General features: G+C 62.2%; 13 protein-coding genes and 1 tRNA gene. 7 read left to right on the top strand and 7 right to left on the bottom strand.

Annotation, left to right across the window (positions count from 1 at the left end; genetic code table 11):
• Nucleotides 1-1,009 (top strand): Mu transposase domain-containing protein (locus ACURWW_RS15765; RefSeq protein ID WP_445618376.1); only part of this gene is annotated, 1,009 nt, incomplete at its 5' end.
• A complete protein-coding gene (istB, locus tag ACURWW_RS15760; RefSeq protein ID WP_458618512.1) occupies nucleotides 1,002-1,754 on the top strand; it encodes an IS21-like element helper ATPase IstB in 753 nt (250 codons plus the stop codon). The genes ACURWW_RS15765 and istB, both read left to right, overlap by 8 nt.
• A gap of 342 nt (nucleotides 1,755-2,096) precedes the next feature.
• On the opposite strand, the gene ACURWW_RS15755 is transcribed toward istB, so the two are convergent.
• From ACURWW_RS15755 to ACURWW_RS15740, 4 genes are all read right to left on the bottom strand, one after another.
• Nucleotides 2,097-2,172, bottom strand: a tRNA-Phe gene (locus ACURWW_RS15755).
• A gap of 114 nt (nucleotides 2,173-2,286) precedes the next feature.
• Nucleotides 2,287-2,559: an oxidative damage protection protein gene (locus ACURWW_RS15750; RefSeq protein WP_445617865.1), complete on the bottom strand. Its 273-nt coding sequence runs from the start codon at nucleotides 2,557-2,559 to the stop codon at nucleotides 2,287-2,289.
• An 18-nt stretch (nucleotides 2,560-2,577) separates the two neighbouring features.
• Nucleotides 2,578-3,645, bottom strand: coding sequence for an A/G-specific adenine glycosylase (gene mutY, locus ACURWW_RS15745; protein WP_445617864.1), 1,068 nt, complete (start codon nucleotides 3,643-3,645; stop codon nucleotides 2,578-2,580).
• Entirely contained in the window at nucleotides 3,642-5,750 is a 2,109-nt protein-coding gene (locus ACURWW_RS15740; protein WP_445617863.1) for an AsmA family protein, read from the bottom strand. Before ACURWW_RS15740 ends, mutY begins: the two co-directional genes overlap by 4 nt.
• Nucleotides 5,751-5,910: 160 nt before the next feature.
• On the opposite strand from ACURWW_RS15740, the gene gcvT reads away from it, so the two are divergent.
• Complete coding sequence (gcvT, locus tag ACURWW_RS15735; RefSeq protein ID WP_445617862.1) at nucleotides 5,911-6,996, top strand: glycine cleavage system aminomethyltransferase GcvT; 1,086 nt, start codon at nucleotides 5,911-5,913, stop codon at nucleotides 6,994-6,996.
• 39 nt (nucleotides 6,997-7,035) lie between these two features.
• Nucleotides 7,036-7,428, top strand: coding sequence for a glycine cleavage system protein GcvH (gene gcvH / locus ACURWW_RS15730; RefSeq protein ID WP_445617861.1), 393 nt, complete (start codon nucleotides 7,036-7,038; stop codon nucleotides 7,426-7,428).
• Between the two features lie 111 nt (nucleotides 7,429-7,539).
• Here gcvH and ACURWW_RS15725 read toward each other — a convergent pair whose 3' ends face one another.
• Nucleotides 7,540-8,724 (bottom strand): imelysin family protein, encoded by a 1,185-nt coding sequence (locus ACURWW_RS15725; RefSeq protein WP_445617860.1) that lies wholly within the window; start codon nucleotides 8,722-8,724, stop codon nucleotides 7,540-7,542.
• The gene (locus ACURWW_RS15720) at nucleotides 8,721-9,401 is read right to left on the bottom strand and encodes a histidinol-phosphatase (protein WP_445617859.1); all 681 of its coding nucleotides are present in this window, start codon (nucleotides 9,399-9,401) and stop codon (nucleotides 8,721-8,723) included. The genes ACURWW_RS15725 and ACURWW_RS15720 overlap by 4 nt, the downstream gene beginning before the upstream one ends.
• 459 nt (nucleotides 9,402-9,860) lie before the next feature.
• Here ACURWW_RS15720 and rppH point away from each other — a divergent pair, with 459 nt between their 5' ends.
• Together rppH and ptsP are read left to right on the top strand one after the other, a co-directional pair.
• Nucleotides 9,861-10,436 (top strand): RNA pyrophosphohydrolase, encoded by a 576-nt coding sequence (gene rppH / locus ACURWW_RS15715; RefSeq protein ID WP_445617858.1) that lies wholly within the window; start codon nucleotides 9,861-9,863, stop codon nucleotides 10,434-10,436.
• Nucleotides 10,437-10,441: 5 nt separating this feature from the next.
• Complete coding sequence (gene ptsP / locus ACURWW_RS15710) at nucleotides 10,442-12,712, top strand: phosphoenolpyruvate--protein phosphotransferase (RefSeq protein ID WP_445617857.1); 2,271 nt, start codon at nucleotides 10,442-10,444, stop codon at nucleotides 12,710-12,712.
• Nucleotides 12,713-12,725: 13 nt separating this feature from the next.
• Here ptsP and ACURWW_RS15705 read toward each other — a convergent pair whose 3' ends face one another.
• The gene (locus ACURWW_RS15705) at nucleotides 12,726-13,493 is read right to left on the bottom strand and encodes an NRDE family protein (protein ID WP_445617856.1); all 768 of its coding nucleotides are present in this window, start codon (nucleotides 13,491-13,493) and stop codon (nucleotides 12,726-12,728) included.
• Nucleotides 13,494-13,632: 139 nt separating this feature from the next.
• On the opposite strand from ACURWW_RS15705, the gene lgt reads away from it, so the two are divergent.
• Complete coding sequence (gene lgt / locus ACURWW_RS15700; protein WP_445617855.1) at nucleotides 13,633-14,436, top strand: prolipoprotein diacylglyceryl transferase; 804 nt, start codon at nucleotides 13,633-13,635, stop codon at nucleotides 14,434-14,436.
• Nucleotides 14,437-14,448: the final 12 nt, after the last annotated feature.

Genomic DNA, 14,448 nt, shown 5'->3' with positions numbered 1-14,448 from the left:
CTGGGCCTACGCCCAGGTCGTCTACGGCGGCGAGAGCTTCAGTGCCCTGGCGGACGGGCTACAACGCGCCTTCAGGGCCAGCGGCGGTGTGCCGCGACAACTACGTACCGATAGCCTGAGTGCTGCCTACAAGAACCGACAGGAGCAAAACGACTTCACAGAGCGATTCGCCGGGTTGTGCCGCCATTACAATCTCCAGCCTACCCGCAACAACCGGGGGCAGGCGCATGAGAACGGAGCGATCGAGTCGCCCAACAACCATATCAAGCGACAGCTCAAGCAGGCGCTACTGCTAAGGGGCAGCTTCGACTTTGGAAGCCGGGCTGAATACCAGGCCTTCCTACAGGGTGTCCTGGACCGCCGTAACCGGCGCCTCTCGAGCGCCTTCAAAGACGAGCAGCGACAATTACAACCGCTACCTCTTTACGATAGCGTCAATTACAGCCAGCACACGGTACGAGTCAGCAGCACCAGCACCATTGCGCTGAAACGAGTAACTTACACCGTTCCATCACGTCTAATCGGTAGCCGCCTGACAGTGCACCTGTTCGATGATCGCTTGGAGCTCTGGTGTGCAGGCCAGCACACACTGACTCTCCCACGCCAGTACGCCTCTAAGCAGCAACGCCTGCGCAGCATCGATTACCGCCACGTGATCGAGTCATTGGTCAAAAAGCCCCGCGCCTTCCGCCACGCCCAATGGCGCGACGAGCTATTGCCCAACGAAGATTACCGACGTATCTGGAGCTACGTGGACAAAACCCTGAATGCGGATGCCGCCTGCCACTACATCGTTCGCCTGCTCCACCTCGCCAAGAAGAGCGACCGGGAAGATACCCTGGGACGGTTCGTCGTGGCCGGTATAGAACGTGACGCGCTCCCCAGCATTCTGCACTGCGAGGAACGCTTCCTTGCCTCACCGCGCATGCTGCTGTCGGATATGATCGTCCAGCAACATGCCCTAAGCGATTACCAGGCCCTGCTCACGACAGGGGGTTGCCATGAGTAATGTCGCCGCCAGCCTGCCTCTAATGTTGAAAAACCTGCGCTTGGCCAGCATGCAAAAGCAGTGGCGGTCGCTAGCTGAGAAAGCCGTCAGCGAACACTGGGCGCCTGAGCAGTACCTGGTCGAGCTATGCACCATTGAACTGGCCACCCGGGAGGACAAACGGCTACACCGCTACTTGAAAGAAGCCACCTTGCCACCGGGTAAGCAACTCGGCGACTTCGACTTCCATGCGGTGGAGGGCGTCACCCAGCAGCACGTCCGCCAGCTAATCAACCAACCGGACTGGGTAAAACGCGGCGAGAACGTGCTGCTGTTCGGCGCCAGCGGCCTGGGCAAAACGCACCTGGCGTGCAGCATCGGCTACGGACTGGTCGACGCTGGTATCCGGGTCAAGTTCATGCCGGCCACCGACCTAGTGCAATCACTTCAACGGGCCAAGGCCGAGCTGAAACTCACAGATCTTCTCAACAAGCTAGACCGCTATGCTGTACTCATTGTCGACGACCTGGGGTACACCCAGAAAACCGAGCAAGAGACAAGCGTACTGTTCGAGCTCATTGCTCATCGCTACGAACGACACAGCCTCGTGATCACCTCCAACCAAGCGTTCGAGAGCTGGGACAAGCTGTTCGACGACAGTGTCATGACGGTTGCCGCCATCGATCGATTGGTCCATCACGCAACCATCATCCACTGCCAGGGTGAGAGCTACAGAAGGAAAACGATCCAGAAGAAGGGATCATAGGTTCAGCATCAACCGGCCAAGTTAATTGACGCTGAACCGGCCACGATAGTTGACGCTGGATACCGTCCTTTCTCTTCCGGGAGACAAGCCCGTTCTCGGTCACTTCCGGCCCCGGTTGCAACGCTTTTCTCGCTTTCAGGCTGAACGAGCAGTTTCGTTTCTGACTAGCAGTGGTCATCAATACCTCCAAGGTGTTTAGAAGTATTTAGGGGGGAGCTGAGGGGGAGGACACCAGCGTAGGCTAGCGTAAATACACGTATTCCAGCGTATTTGGCAGAGCATGGTAACACAGCCGAACTGACGGCTGGATTCTCGTAAGCTGCTGATTTTGCTGGGAATAGATGGTGCCCAGAGGCGGAATCGAACCACCGACACGGGGATTTTCAATCCCCTGCTCTACCGACTGAGCTATCTGGGCAAGGAGGCGGGAAGGATGAGTTGGCCGGTGGCCTGACTATCTTCCTGCAAGAGGCCGCGTATTAAACGTGATCGGCGGCCTGGAGTCAAGGAGGCGCGGGGTACTCCAGCCTGGTTATTCTTCCGGCGGCACGTAGCCTTCCGCCCGGTCCACTTCCTCCCCGCTGAAGAACTTCTGCATCTGCTCCTTGAGGTAGGTGCGGGAGGTCATGTCCATCATGTTGAGGTGCTTTTCGTTGATGAGCATGGTCTGGTGCGCCAGCCAGTCCTGCCAGGCCTGTTTGGAGATGTTGTCATACAGATCCTGCCCCAGCGGGCCGGGCATGGGGGGCTGGTCGAGGCCTTCCATTTCTTGCTGGTACTTGCGGCAAAACACGGTGCGTGGCATGGGGTCCCCCTGGGTGATTCAGATGAGGCTGGCCTGAGCGGGTTTGAGCTCCCCGAGCTGCCGGAGCAGGCGTTTGACGGGGGCGGCCAGGCCCACGTTGGCGGGCCGGGCGCTGTTATACCAGAGGAAGCGGTCGTCGGCCATGATGCGCGCCGGTTCCGTGCCCAGCTGAAGGAGTACGGGGCTGATGTCCAGGTGGTAGTGGCTGAAGGTGTGCCGGAGCGTGGACCAGCGTTCCAGCAGGTTGGCTTTGGGGCACAGGCCACCGGCGTAGTCGATGGGTTCAGCCTCGGGTGCCAGCTCCGGCAGGCTCCAGAGCCCGCCCCAGATGCCCTGGGGCGGGCGCTGCTCAAGGAGGATTTCGCCGCGGGGATTCAGCAATAGCAGCATTTGCACCTGGCGCACGGGCAGTGCCTTCTTTGCTTTTTTACCGGGGTAGTCCTCGGGGTTGCCTCGCGCGGCCAGGCATTGGGTGACCAGGGGGCAGATCTCGCACTGGGGGCGCCGGGGCGTGCAGACGGTTGCGCCCAGGTCCATCATGGCCTGGGTGTAGTTGGCGCTGCGCGACTCGGGTGTGTTCTGCTCCGCCAGGGCCCAGAGCCGCTTGGCCACGGCGGTTCGACCGGGCCAGCCTTCAACGGCATAGAAGCGGGCCAGAACCCGCTTGACGTTGCCGTCGAGGATCGGCGCCGGGCGGTCCCAGGTGAGGCTGAAGATGGCACCCGCGGTGGAGCGGCCGATGCCGGGCAGTTCCGCCAGTTCCTCCACCGAGTCTGGATACTCGCCGTCGTAGTCGGCCACGACCCGCTTGGCGCAGGCGTGGAGGTTGCGGGCGCGGGCGTAGTAGCCGAGTCCGGTCCACAGGTGCAGAACTTCGTCCAGCGGCGCCGCCGCCAGGTCCTTCACTGTGGGGAAGGCCTGGGTGAAGCGTTCGAAGTAGGGGATGACGGTGCCCACCTGGGTTTGCTGCAGCATCACTTCCGACAGCCACACCCGGTAGGCAGTCAGGTTTTTTTGCCAGGGCAGTTCGGTGCGCCCGTGCTGGTCGAACCACTGGAGTACCGCGCCGGAAAAATCAAAGGTCATCGTCGCAACAGGTCCTTGAGAAGGTTGCTGGAGCTTTCCTCGTCCTCGTCGCCGCCAAGTCGCTCGCGGAGCTTCTCCCTGAGTGTCTCGCGAACTTCTTCCTTCTTCTCGGTGGTGCGTTTTTCCAGGTTGTAGCGCACTGCGTCCTTCGCCAGGTCGGCCACGGCCTGGGTATCCAGCCCGCACTGCTCGCCGAAATCCATGGTGTCCAGGGACCCGGCGCAGCCCAGTACATCCAGTTCGCGGTTACGCAGGAAGTTGCTCTCCACCAGGCAGCCGGAGGGGCTGGTGCGCTCCTGGGGCAGGCGCATGGGCATGCGGATGCGGTAATCCATGGCTTCCAGATCCAGATAGCCGGTGGAGGTCAGGACGAGGTTCTCCACGTTCGCGTTCAAGGTATCGATCGTGAGTCGGGAGTCGGCCACGCTGAGTCGGCCTTCCACTTCGCTGATCCGGGTGCGGCGCGGCCATTCGGTGGCGGGCATGTCGCCGTCCCCCAGTTGGGTGGCCGCCTGGCAGTAGAAGTATTCCGCGTTGAAGCCCTGAAAGGTCAGCACCGGGCTGGTGAAGGTGAACATCGCCTCGAGGTTCTGCATCAGCTCTTCGTCGGTGGCGGCTTCGGTCTGCGTTTCCAGCCGCCCGCTCACATTGCCACTCAGGTCTTCGAACTCGGCGAAGTCCCGGAGCAGGGGCTGCACCGCAAGGCCCTCCAGTTGGGCGGCGAACTGGAGTGCGGCACGGTCCCCGCGAGCGGCACGTGCGTCGAGGCTGCCGCTGCTTTGCAGGGTGCCTTCGTAGAAGTTGGCCGCCAGTTCGGACAGGTTCCACATTCCATCCCGGCCCCTGACCGTCAGACGCGCCTGGGTAACGGGCATGGCCATGACGACGATCTCGTCCATGCTCAGTTCCAGGTCCGCGTTGAAGCCGCGCAGGCTATCCCAGGGGAGCGGTTCGGGGCCGGTTGCGTCCGTCGTGGCGGTGCTGGCACTTGAGGTGTTGTCCTGCGGCGCCGCTTCATTGTCGTCAGTTTCCGGGGGCAGATAGCGGTCCACATCGATGCGGTTGCCACGCAGCCGCAATTGCGCTGTGGGCAGCCCGCCCTCCGGCAGGGCGAGCGCGAAGTCGCCGCTGAGGCGCGTTTCGTCCAGCACCAGAGTCAGCTCTCGGCCTTGCACATTGCTTTCATCACCCTCCACCTGCGCGGCCAGGCCCACGGCGGTCAACGCCGATGGGTCGGCCATGGCCGGCAACTCCTGACCCAGGGCGGTGAGCAGGGCGCGTGCATCAAAGGGTTCGAGTTCAATATTGGCCGTGTAAGCGAGGGCGTCTTCCAGGTTGGCGCTGGCGTTTAACGCCAGGGCCAGTCGCGCGTCTTCTTCCCCGGCCACGGAGAGCACCAGTTGCCCATCCTGCAGATTGAATCGGTCCAGTGCGCCGTTGGCCTGGAGCTGGCTCGCAAGCTGTAAGTCCACAGGATTGGGCAGCTCCGAGGCGCGAACCTGCGCTTCGACGCTCAGCGGAAACGCTCTCTCATCGAGATTGACGTCGGTCAGCTCGACGAAGAGGCTGTCCAGCGCGAAGCTCTGGCCGGTTTGCCGGTCCTGGTAATTGAGCGATGCATTCTCAAGGGCAATGCGCTCCACGGAAAGCTGGAGGTCCTGAGAGCCTGTGTCTTCCTCCGCGGGAGTCGGCTCCTCCGCTGGCTCCGAACCCTGGCTGAGGGCTTCCCAGTTGCCGCGGCCCTGCTCGTCCACAACCAGATCCACCGCGAGATCTTTCAGTATCAGCTGGTCCACCTGCACCTGTCCGGAAAACAGGGGCATCAGAGCGACCGCCGCGGTTCCGGCGCCCGCCCGGCCCAGCGGCTGGTCCGGTGCATCCAGCGCGGCAATGGAAACGCCTTCCAGCGACAAGCCGAGCTCTGGAAAGAATTGCCAATCGATGGGGCCCTCCAACCGCAGGAGAATGTTTTGTCGCGCCGCGATGTTCTCCAGCGGCCCTTTGAAGCGATTGGGGTCGACTACGAACGGCAACGACAGAACCGCAATGATCAACAGAACCAGAAGAACCGCGATGGCAGCGAGGCTGCGTTTTAGCCATTTCATGGAAAATCGTCCTCGTCGGCGTCATGGCGCCAATTGTTGTTTGTCCATGGACCCGGCAGGCGCGCAGATGTTGCGTTGAGCTCGCTCGGGTCCCTCGCCATTTTCATTTGCCATCCCGGGCAGTAGAATGCGCGCTTTCAACGGAAGGGGCCGGCACATTATGGGGCAGCACACCGAGCTGTACGAACAACATCGCGCACTGTCTGCCAAGCTGGTGGATTTTAGCGGTTGGGACATGCCGTTGCATTACGGCTCCCAGATCCAGGAGCACCGGGTGGTGCGCAGTGGCGCCGGGGTGTTCGACGTGTCCCACATGGCCATTGTGGACGTCACCGGCCCCGGCGCGCGGGATTACCTGCGCAAACTGCTGGCCAACGATGTGGACAAGCTGGCCGGCGTGGAGGGCAAGGCCCTTTATACTGCCATGCTGAACGAAGCGGGCGGCGTCATCGATGACCTCATTGTTTACCGCTTCGACGACTGGTATCGAACGGTCGTCAATTGCGGGACCCGCGACCGGGACCTCGCCTGGATGCAGGAACAGGCGAAGGGCTTCGACGTCACCATCTCCGAACGCAACGAACTGAGCATGCTCGCCGTGCAGGGGCCCCAGGCGCTCACCAAGGTCTTTGAAGTTCTGCCCCAGTTTGCCGAGGACCTCCGTCAGTTGAAACCCTTTCAGGCCAGCCTGCAGGGCGACTGGTTCTTCTCCCGGACCGGCTATACCGGGGAAGACGGCCTCGAGATCATCATGCCCGATGCGGAAGTGGTGGGCTTTTGGGAGACCCTCATCAACGCCGGGGTAGAACCCTGTGGCCTCGGAGCCCGGGATACCTTGCGCCTGGAAGCGGGCCTGAACCTTTACGGCCACGAAATGAATGAGAGCGTTTCACCTCTGGTGGCCAACATGGGCTGGACCATTGCCTGGGAACCGGCGGACCGGGACTTTATCGGTCGCACGGCCCTGGAGTCGGAGCGGGCCGCTGGTGTTGGCGAAAAGCTTGTGGGATTGGTGCTGCGCGACAAAGGTGTGCTGCGCGCGGAGCAGGTAGTTCGCATTCCGGGCAGTGACGCCACCGGAGTGATTACCAGCGGAACTTTCTCGCCCACCCTTGGGCTCTCTATAGCACTGGCTCGGGTCCCCTCCGACGTGGGGGGCCGCTGCCTGGTGGAAGTGCGCAGGAAGGAACTGGAAGTGGACGTGGTCAAGCCCTGTTTCGTACGCAACGGCAAGCCGTTGGTGTGAGGGGCGACTCCCCGGGAATTTGCATAACGAGGACAAGTAATGAGTGAATTTCGCAGCGACCTGAAATATTTGCCGAGCCACGAGTGGGCCCGCGTGGAAAGCGACGGCACGGTGACCATCGGCATCTCGGATCACGCCCAGGAGTCGCTGGGTGATGTGGTGTTCGTGGAGACGCCGGAAGTGGGCAGCGAGGTTACGGCCGGCGAGGAAGCTGGAGTGGTGGAGTCCGTGAAGGCTGCGTCCGACATTTTCTCCCCGGTGTCCGGCGAAGTCGTCGCGGTGAACGAAGCTTTGGAAGAGGCTCCGGAGACGGTCAACAGCTCGCCGTTCGACGATGGCTGGTTCTTCAAGGTGAAGCCCAGCGATCTAAGCGAACTGGACGATGCTCTGGATGCGGACGGCTATCGGGAGTCCATCGAGGACGAAGACTGATCCGGGCGACCTGGCCTCGTTCCGCGCGGTTGAAGCGGGAATGAGGTCGGCCCATTTGAGCGGGAAGCGGGCGTTATGCCGGCCCGCTCGTGCTTCTGCCTTCCTGCGGCCTCATTCCGGAGCTGGAATTTCTGCAGGTTCAAAGTGATCTGCCAGTTCTGACAGCCTCGCCGCCATGGCCGCGCCCTGCTCCCCCGTCGGAGGCCAGGCCTGCTCCTCCCACGCCAGCAGTTCTCCGCGCAGTTGCGCCAGGGATTCCTGCACCTGACTCTGTTCTTCCCCTTCGGGCAAAGTCCAGCGGCCCAAGGCATCTTCCCCTGTCTTCAGTAGCAGCTCTTCCAATCCGTGCAGAGTGTGGCCGAAGCTGCGTGCAGCCCCACCGGCAAAGGGGCTGTGGTGCAGGCTGTCGGAGCCCACGGCCTCCCCCTCGCCCTCAAGCTGGGCCTGCAGCAGGTTCTGGTGATGATTGAGTAGCCCATAGGCCGCATTCTGGAGCAGCTCCAGGCGGCTCGCGGAATGCAGTGCGAGGTAGCTCCGGCGCAGCAGGCCGTTGGGGTTTTCCACCGCCTCCTTGAAGGCCGAGAGATCGTCCACCAGCAGGTTGGCCAGCAGTGCGGTGAGTGTTCGGCGGCGATTGCCGGGCAGGTCCACCGGGCGGACACCGGCATTCTCTTGAGCGGTATCCGGCTGTGCCTGGGCAAAATCCTCGGCTGGCCGCTCACTGTCTTCACCCCACAAGAGGTACTCCAGGGCGTGAAAGCCCAGGCTCACGTCGCTCGCATCGGTGAAACCGTGTTGCTGTCGCAGGGCCTCGGCGGTGAGGGGCATGGCTGCGTCGTTGACGATGCCGCTGTGGGTGTACACGTCATAGGCGTCCAGGTAGCCCGGCTGGATGGGCCATGCTTCCACTGCAAAATCGTATTCGCCCATGGGTCCAAAGAGCCCCGGATTGCTCCCACCGAGCGCCGTAAACAGCTCGTACTGCAGGTAGGCGTTGTGGGCGCGGTGCCAGGCGCTGCGTGCCTTTTGCAGGCTCTCTTCCCCTGGGGTTTCCAGCAGGGCTTCCACCGCCGTCACCAGCTCCCGCGCTTCTCCGATGCCCGCGTCCAGAATGCCGACGCCGCGCAACCAGATGCCGATGGTGGCGCGATCGAGCTCCGGGTCCTCCAGGACCAGGGGTTCCGGTTCCGGCAGGGGGGGCGTCGAGCGGCTCTGGTTGTCACATCCGGACACGCCGAGAGTGATCAGAAGCGCCGCGGCCAGGAGCCTTGCGGATGAGCAGGTGTTCAGGGTCATGTTCCGGCCTCCTGACTGATTTCGTCCCGCAGGGAGATAATGTCCCAGCCCCGTTCGCGGGCGAGTGCTGCAAGGGTGGGGTCCGGGTCCACCGCCACGGGGTTGTCCACTTTTTCCAGCAGCGGCAGGTCATTGATGGAATCGCTGTAGAAGGTGCAACCGCTCAGATCGTGGGGGTTGCGGCGCAGCCAGTTCTCCAGGTGGTCGATCTTACCGGCGCGGTAACAGGGCACACCGACGATCCGGCCCGTGTAGCGGTCACCATCCATCTCCAGTTCCGTGGCCATCAGGTGTTCGATGCCCAGCATGGTTGCAATGGGTTCGGTGACGAAGCGGTTGGTGGAAGTGATGATCGCCAGCACATCGCCGTTTGCCTGATGGCGGCCGATAAGAGCCTGAGCCTTGTCCAGACGCAGGGCCTCGATCTTGTCGCGCATAAATTGCCGGTGCAGTTCCCGGAGCTCGGTGCCGCTGAAGCGGCTGAGCGGGGCGAGGGCAAAGGCCAGGTAGGCCTGGATGTCCAGTTCGCCGCGCTGGTAAGCCCGGTAGAACTCATCGTTTCGCGCCCGGTAATCCGCCGCATCCACCACCGCCTGTTCCACCAGGAATTCGCCCCACAGGTGGTCACTGTCGCCGGCAATCAAGGTGTTGTCGAGGTCAAAAAGAACGAGGCTCACGTCGCCTCCTTTGCTGTTGGCATGTGCTGATCTCATCGATGAAGCAACGCCGCGAACCGGGCGCGCAAATGGAGCCAATGATGGGCGGCCATCTTACACTGGCGCGAAAAATATGTAGATGTCCTGCTGTCAAAATTGCCGAAGGTTCCGCCAAATCGGCCGTTCCTGCGGGTCCGGAGGGCAACCCCCGGCCGGGGAAAATTGCAGCGCTCGTCTCCCCGGGCCGCTGCACAGGGCCCCCGGTTGTGGTATACAGGAACCCTTCGAACCTGTTTGATCGGTCCATCCCGGCTCCATGGAAAAGGATGAGGGGACGCGGACCGTTGTGGCCAGGAGCGCTGAAGGGCCTCTCCGAGCCCGACCGCCCTCGCCGCAACAGCGGCACCTGATCGCCAGCGAGGCTGACGCGATACAGGAGGTTCCGCAGGATCAACCCACCTATTCTTGGAGGAGTGAGTTGTGATTGACGCGGAAGGCTTCCGCCCCAACGTGGGAATCATCCTGACCAACCCGCGCGGAAAGATTCTCTGGGCTCGCCGCGTCGGAGGTCACGACGCGTGGCAGTTTCCCCAGGGCGGTATCCAGCGCAACGAGAGTCCGGAAGCGGCCCTTTACCGCGAGCTCTACGAGGAGGTCGGCCTCCAGGAAGCGGACGTAGACATCCTGGCCTGTACCCGCGGTTGGCTGCGTTACCGCCTCCCCCGCCATCTTGTTCGGCATCAGTCCAAGCCGCTCTGCATTGGCCAGAAGCAGAAATGGTTTCTGCTCCGGCACACCTCTGAAGAACACCGGATCTGCCTCGATCGCTGCACCACCGCCGAGTTCGATAGCTGGCGTTGGGTCAGCTATTGGTATCCCTTGAACAAGGTGGTGTCCTTCAAGCGGGACGTGTACCGCCGGGCGCTGAAGGAACTGGCCGCGCCCTACTTCAATTTTCAGAAGCGCGTGGAAACCATTGCGCTTGACGAGCCGGCCGGGCCTGTCACTGCGATAGATGAGCGGCCTGCTCGCTCTTCGACCGGTCGGCGGAGCTGACCTACATGTTGCAATACCTCCGCAGCATCGTTCAGGAAGTCAACGCCGCCCGGGACCTGAAGACGGTGCTGGAGACCATCGTCACCCGCATCAAGGAGGCCATGGCCACCGAGGTGTGCTCCGTCTATCTGCGCGACGACGACGGCAAGTATCTGCTGATGGCCACCGACGGCCTCAATCCCAATGCGGTGGGCAAGGTTCGCCTGGGGCCTCGCGAGGGGCTGGTGGGCTGGGTCGTCATGCGCGAAGAGCCCATCAACCTGGAGGACGCAGAGTCCCACCCGAGCTTCCAGTATTTTCCCGAAACAGGGGAAGAGTGCTACAACGCTTTCCTGGGTGTACCCATCATTCATCACCGTGTGGTTTTGGGGGTGCTGGTGGTGCAGCAGTCGGAGCGACGTCGCTTCGACGAAGGGGAGGAAGCCTTTCTGGTAACCCTGTCCGCCCAGCTGGCGGCGGTGATTGCCCACGCCGAGGCGACCGGCGTGCTGGAGCAGATCGGGCAGAAGGCCCGCCAGGCCCGCTTCAGTGGAGTGGCGGGCGCGCCGGGCGTGGCCATGGGTACGGCTGTGGTCATTACACCGATTGCCGACTTGCATTCGGTGCCTTTCCGGGTGATCGATGTCGACGAAATACAGGGCGAGCTGGACTTTTTCAAGCACTGCCTTGCGCTCACCCGGGACGAGATCAAGGATCTCGGTGAGCAGCTGAAATCGCGGCTCAATCGCGAAGAGCAAGCGCTGTTCGATGCCTACATCAGCATGCTGGACGACTCATCCCTGGCGGGTGAGGTGATCGAGCGCATCAAGCAGGGCATCTGCGCACCCTATGCCTGGAGTGAGGTGATTCTCGAGCACGAGCTCAACTTCTCCAGCATGGATGATGCCTACCTGCGGGAACGGGCGGCCGACGTCCGGGATCTGGGGCGCCGGGTTTTGCTGCATTTACAGGAATCGTCCCGGGAAAGCCGGGTATACCCCGCGAATTCCATCCTCGTGGGGGAAGAGCTGACCGCCGGCATGCTCGGCGAGGTCCCCAAGGGGCAACTGGCCGGGCTTGTGTCCCGCAAGGGTTCCCATAATTCTCACGTGGCAATTCTCGCCCGCGCCATGGGCGTACCCACCGTCGTAGCTGCCCTCGACCTGCCGTACAAACAGCTGGATAGCAGGGAACTGGTGGTGGATGGCTACAACGGCATCGTCTACAGCGATCCCGGTCCGGAGCTGCGCAAGCGCTACGAAGCCATTTACGAAGAAGAGCAGCAACTGGTCAAGGGGCTTGAAGCCCTCAAGGATTTGCCCTGCGAATCCCTGGACCACCACCGGGTTCCTCTCTGGGTCAACACCGGCCTGATGGCGGACGTATTCCGGTCCCTTGAGCGGGGCGCCGAAGGTGTGGGCCTTTACCGCACCGAGGTGCCCTTTCTGCTGCGCGATCGCTTCCCCTCCGAGGAGGAGCAGCGGGTCATCTACCGGGAGCAACTGGAAGCCTTCGCGCCGCACCCGGTTACCATGCGCACTCTGGATATCGGCGGCGACAAGTCACTGCCCTACTTCCCCATCGAAGAAGACAACCCCTTCCTCGGCTGGCGGGGGATCCGCGTGACCCTGGATCACCCGGAAATCTTCCTCGCACAGGTTCGGGCCATGCTCAAGGCCAGCGAAGGCCTCAACAACCTGCGCATCATGCTGCCCATGATCACCAGCATCTCCGAGCTGCAAGTCGCCCAGACTCTGGTCTACCGCGCCTACCATGAGCTGCTTGAAGAGGGTTACAAACTGGAGCTGCCCCCCATCGGCGTCATGGTGGAAGTGCCCGCGGCGGTCTACCAGGTGCGGGAGCTGGCCACCCGGGCCGACTTTCTGTCCGTGGGCAGCAACGACCTGACCCAGTATCTGCTGGCGGTGGACCGCAACAACGCCCGCGTCGCGGACCTCTACCACTCCTTCCATCCGGCGGTCCTGCGGGCCCTGCAATTTATCGTGACCGAGGCCCATGCCCAGGGGACGCCGGTGACCATCTGTGGCGAAATGGCGGGCGACCCCGGCGCCGCGATTCTGCTTGCGGCCATGGGCTACGACGTGCTGTCGATGAACGCCACCAACCTGCCCAAGGTCAAGTCGGTCATACGTAGCATCACCATGGTGCAGGCGGAAGAACTGTTGGAGCGGGTGATGAGAATGATGGACGCTGACGAGATCAACGCGACAGTCGAGGAGATGCTGCAGCAGGCCGGCATTACCCGATTGCTGCGCCCTTCGCGAATCCAGGCCTGAGTTGGAGCAGCACTCAACCGGAAAGCTGGAACTGATGAAGCTCCTCGTGCGGCTCCCGGTCGTAAAAGCTTCGTTCATGAAAAGTGGTACGGCCTGTTTCGTCCACAATGATCCCGGTGGACGCGCAGGTGCCGTATTGTCCCGCCTCGATGAAGATGGGCGAAAGATGCCGCTCGGCCTCGAGCCCCACTCCTGTATCCGGCAGAAATTCATCTTCCGCAATATTCCGGTCCGTGAGGATGTCCAGCAGCTGTCCGGTCTCGGCGCGGCTGGAGCTGTGCCACTGGGTCAGTACCTGCGTGAGTCGGTTCTTGCCACTGATCACTTTTGGCCAGGGCGTATCCAGCAGATGGTTGCTCAACCCATAAATGCCCGGCTGCAGCCGCTCCCAGCGGTGATTCAGGTTCTCGCAATAGACAAGCTCGTCCATGTTGCCCAGCAGAAGATTGAAGCCCTGGTAATCGGCCCCGCGCCGGACCACGTCGCGGGCGTAGTCCGCGGGTGATGCGCCGCCAACGAGGAACTCCCGCGTGAGCTCACCACGGGAGCGGAAGGTCCCGGCCCGCCGCTGCCCGGCGCGGAAATTGGTGACTGCGGCAAACCGTCCGTTGCGGGTGATTCCCAGCCAGGTCCCTCCCGCCTCCAGGTCCATGCCGGCCAGCAGTTCGGGGTGATCGGGCCAGAAGCCCGCCGGGCGGCTGGGCCGGTCGTAGCGCTCGTCCCGGTTGGCCGCTACCACCACGGGCAATTCCGAATGGGCCTTATATGCAAGTAGTATCAAACACACTGTTCTGATCTCCCGCGGATGCGACTATTGGCATCTTGTTTTTTGTAAGTGGTATGATCGCCGGCTCGTTTGGTCCCGCCACGCCCTAAGCGGCGTTGACTCTGACTCGTCCACAGATCACCGGCAAACCCCTATGCTGAGCTATCCCGACATCGATCCCGTCGCATTCTCCCTTGGCCCTCTGCAGGTGCACTGGTACGGCATTGCGTATCTCTGTGGCTTCGCCGCCGCCTGGTGGATCGCGGTCCGCCGCAGCCGTCTGAAGCATACGTCCATTCGCAAAGAACAGATCGAAGATCTGATCGTTTACGGGGCATTGGGGGTGATCCTGGGTGGCCGGATCGGCTATGTGCTGTTCTATCAGTTTGACGTCTTTCTCGCCAACCCGCTGTGGCTGTTCAAGGTATGGGAAGGGGGAATGTCCTTCCACGGCGGCATGCTCGGGGTTGTTGCGGCGATGTGGCTGTATGCCCGGAAGCACAGAATACACTTTCTGGACCTGATGGACTTCGTCGCTCCGGCAGTTCCCCCGGGGCTCGGATTTGGGCGGCTCGGTAACTTCATCGGCCAGGAGCTGTGGGGACGGGAGACAAACGTGCCCTGGGGCATGGTATTCCCGAAAGATGAGCTTGGGCTCGTCCGTCATCCCTCCCAGCTTTACGAGGCGGCGCTGGAAGGTCTGGTGCTTTTCGTCATCCTGTACTGGTATGCAGCCCGACCGCGGCCACGCGGAGCAGTGGCGGCACTGTTTGTACTCCTGTACGGGTGCTTTCGGTTCGCTGTGGAGTTTACCCGGCAGCCGGATGCCCACATCCAGTTCGATCTTTTTGGCTGGGTCACGCGGGGGCAGCTGCTTTCGCTGCCGATGATCCTGGTGGGTGCCGGGGTGCTGGTCTGGACCTACCGCAACCCGCGTACGCGGCCTCTCCGTTACTGATCTCAAGCAGAA

Source organism: Gilvimarinus sp. F26214L (genome assembly GCF_054401055.1).
The sequence above is the reverse complement of the archived record's forward strand: the minus strand, read 5'-3'. Positions and strand labels throughout refer to the sequence as shown.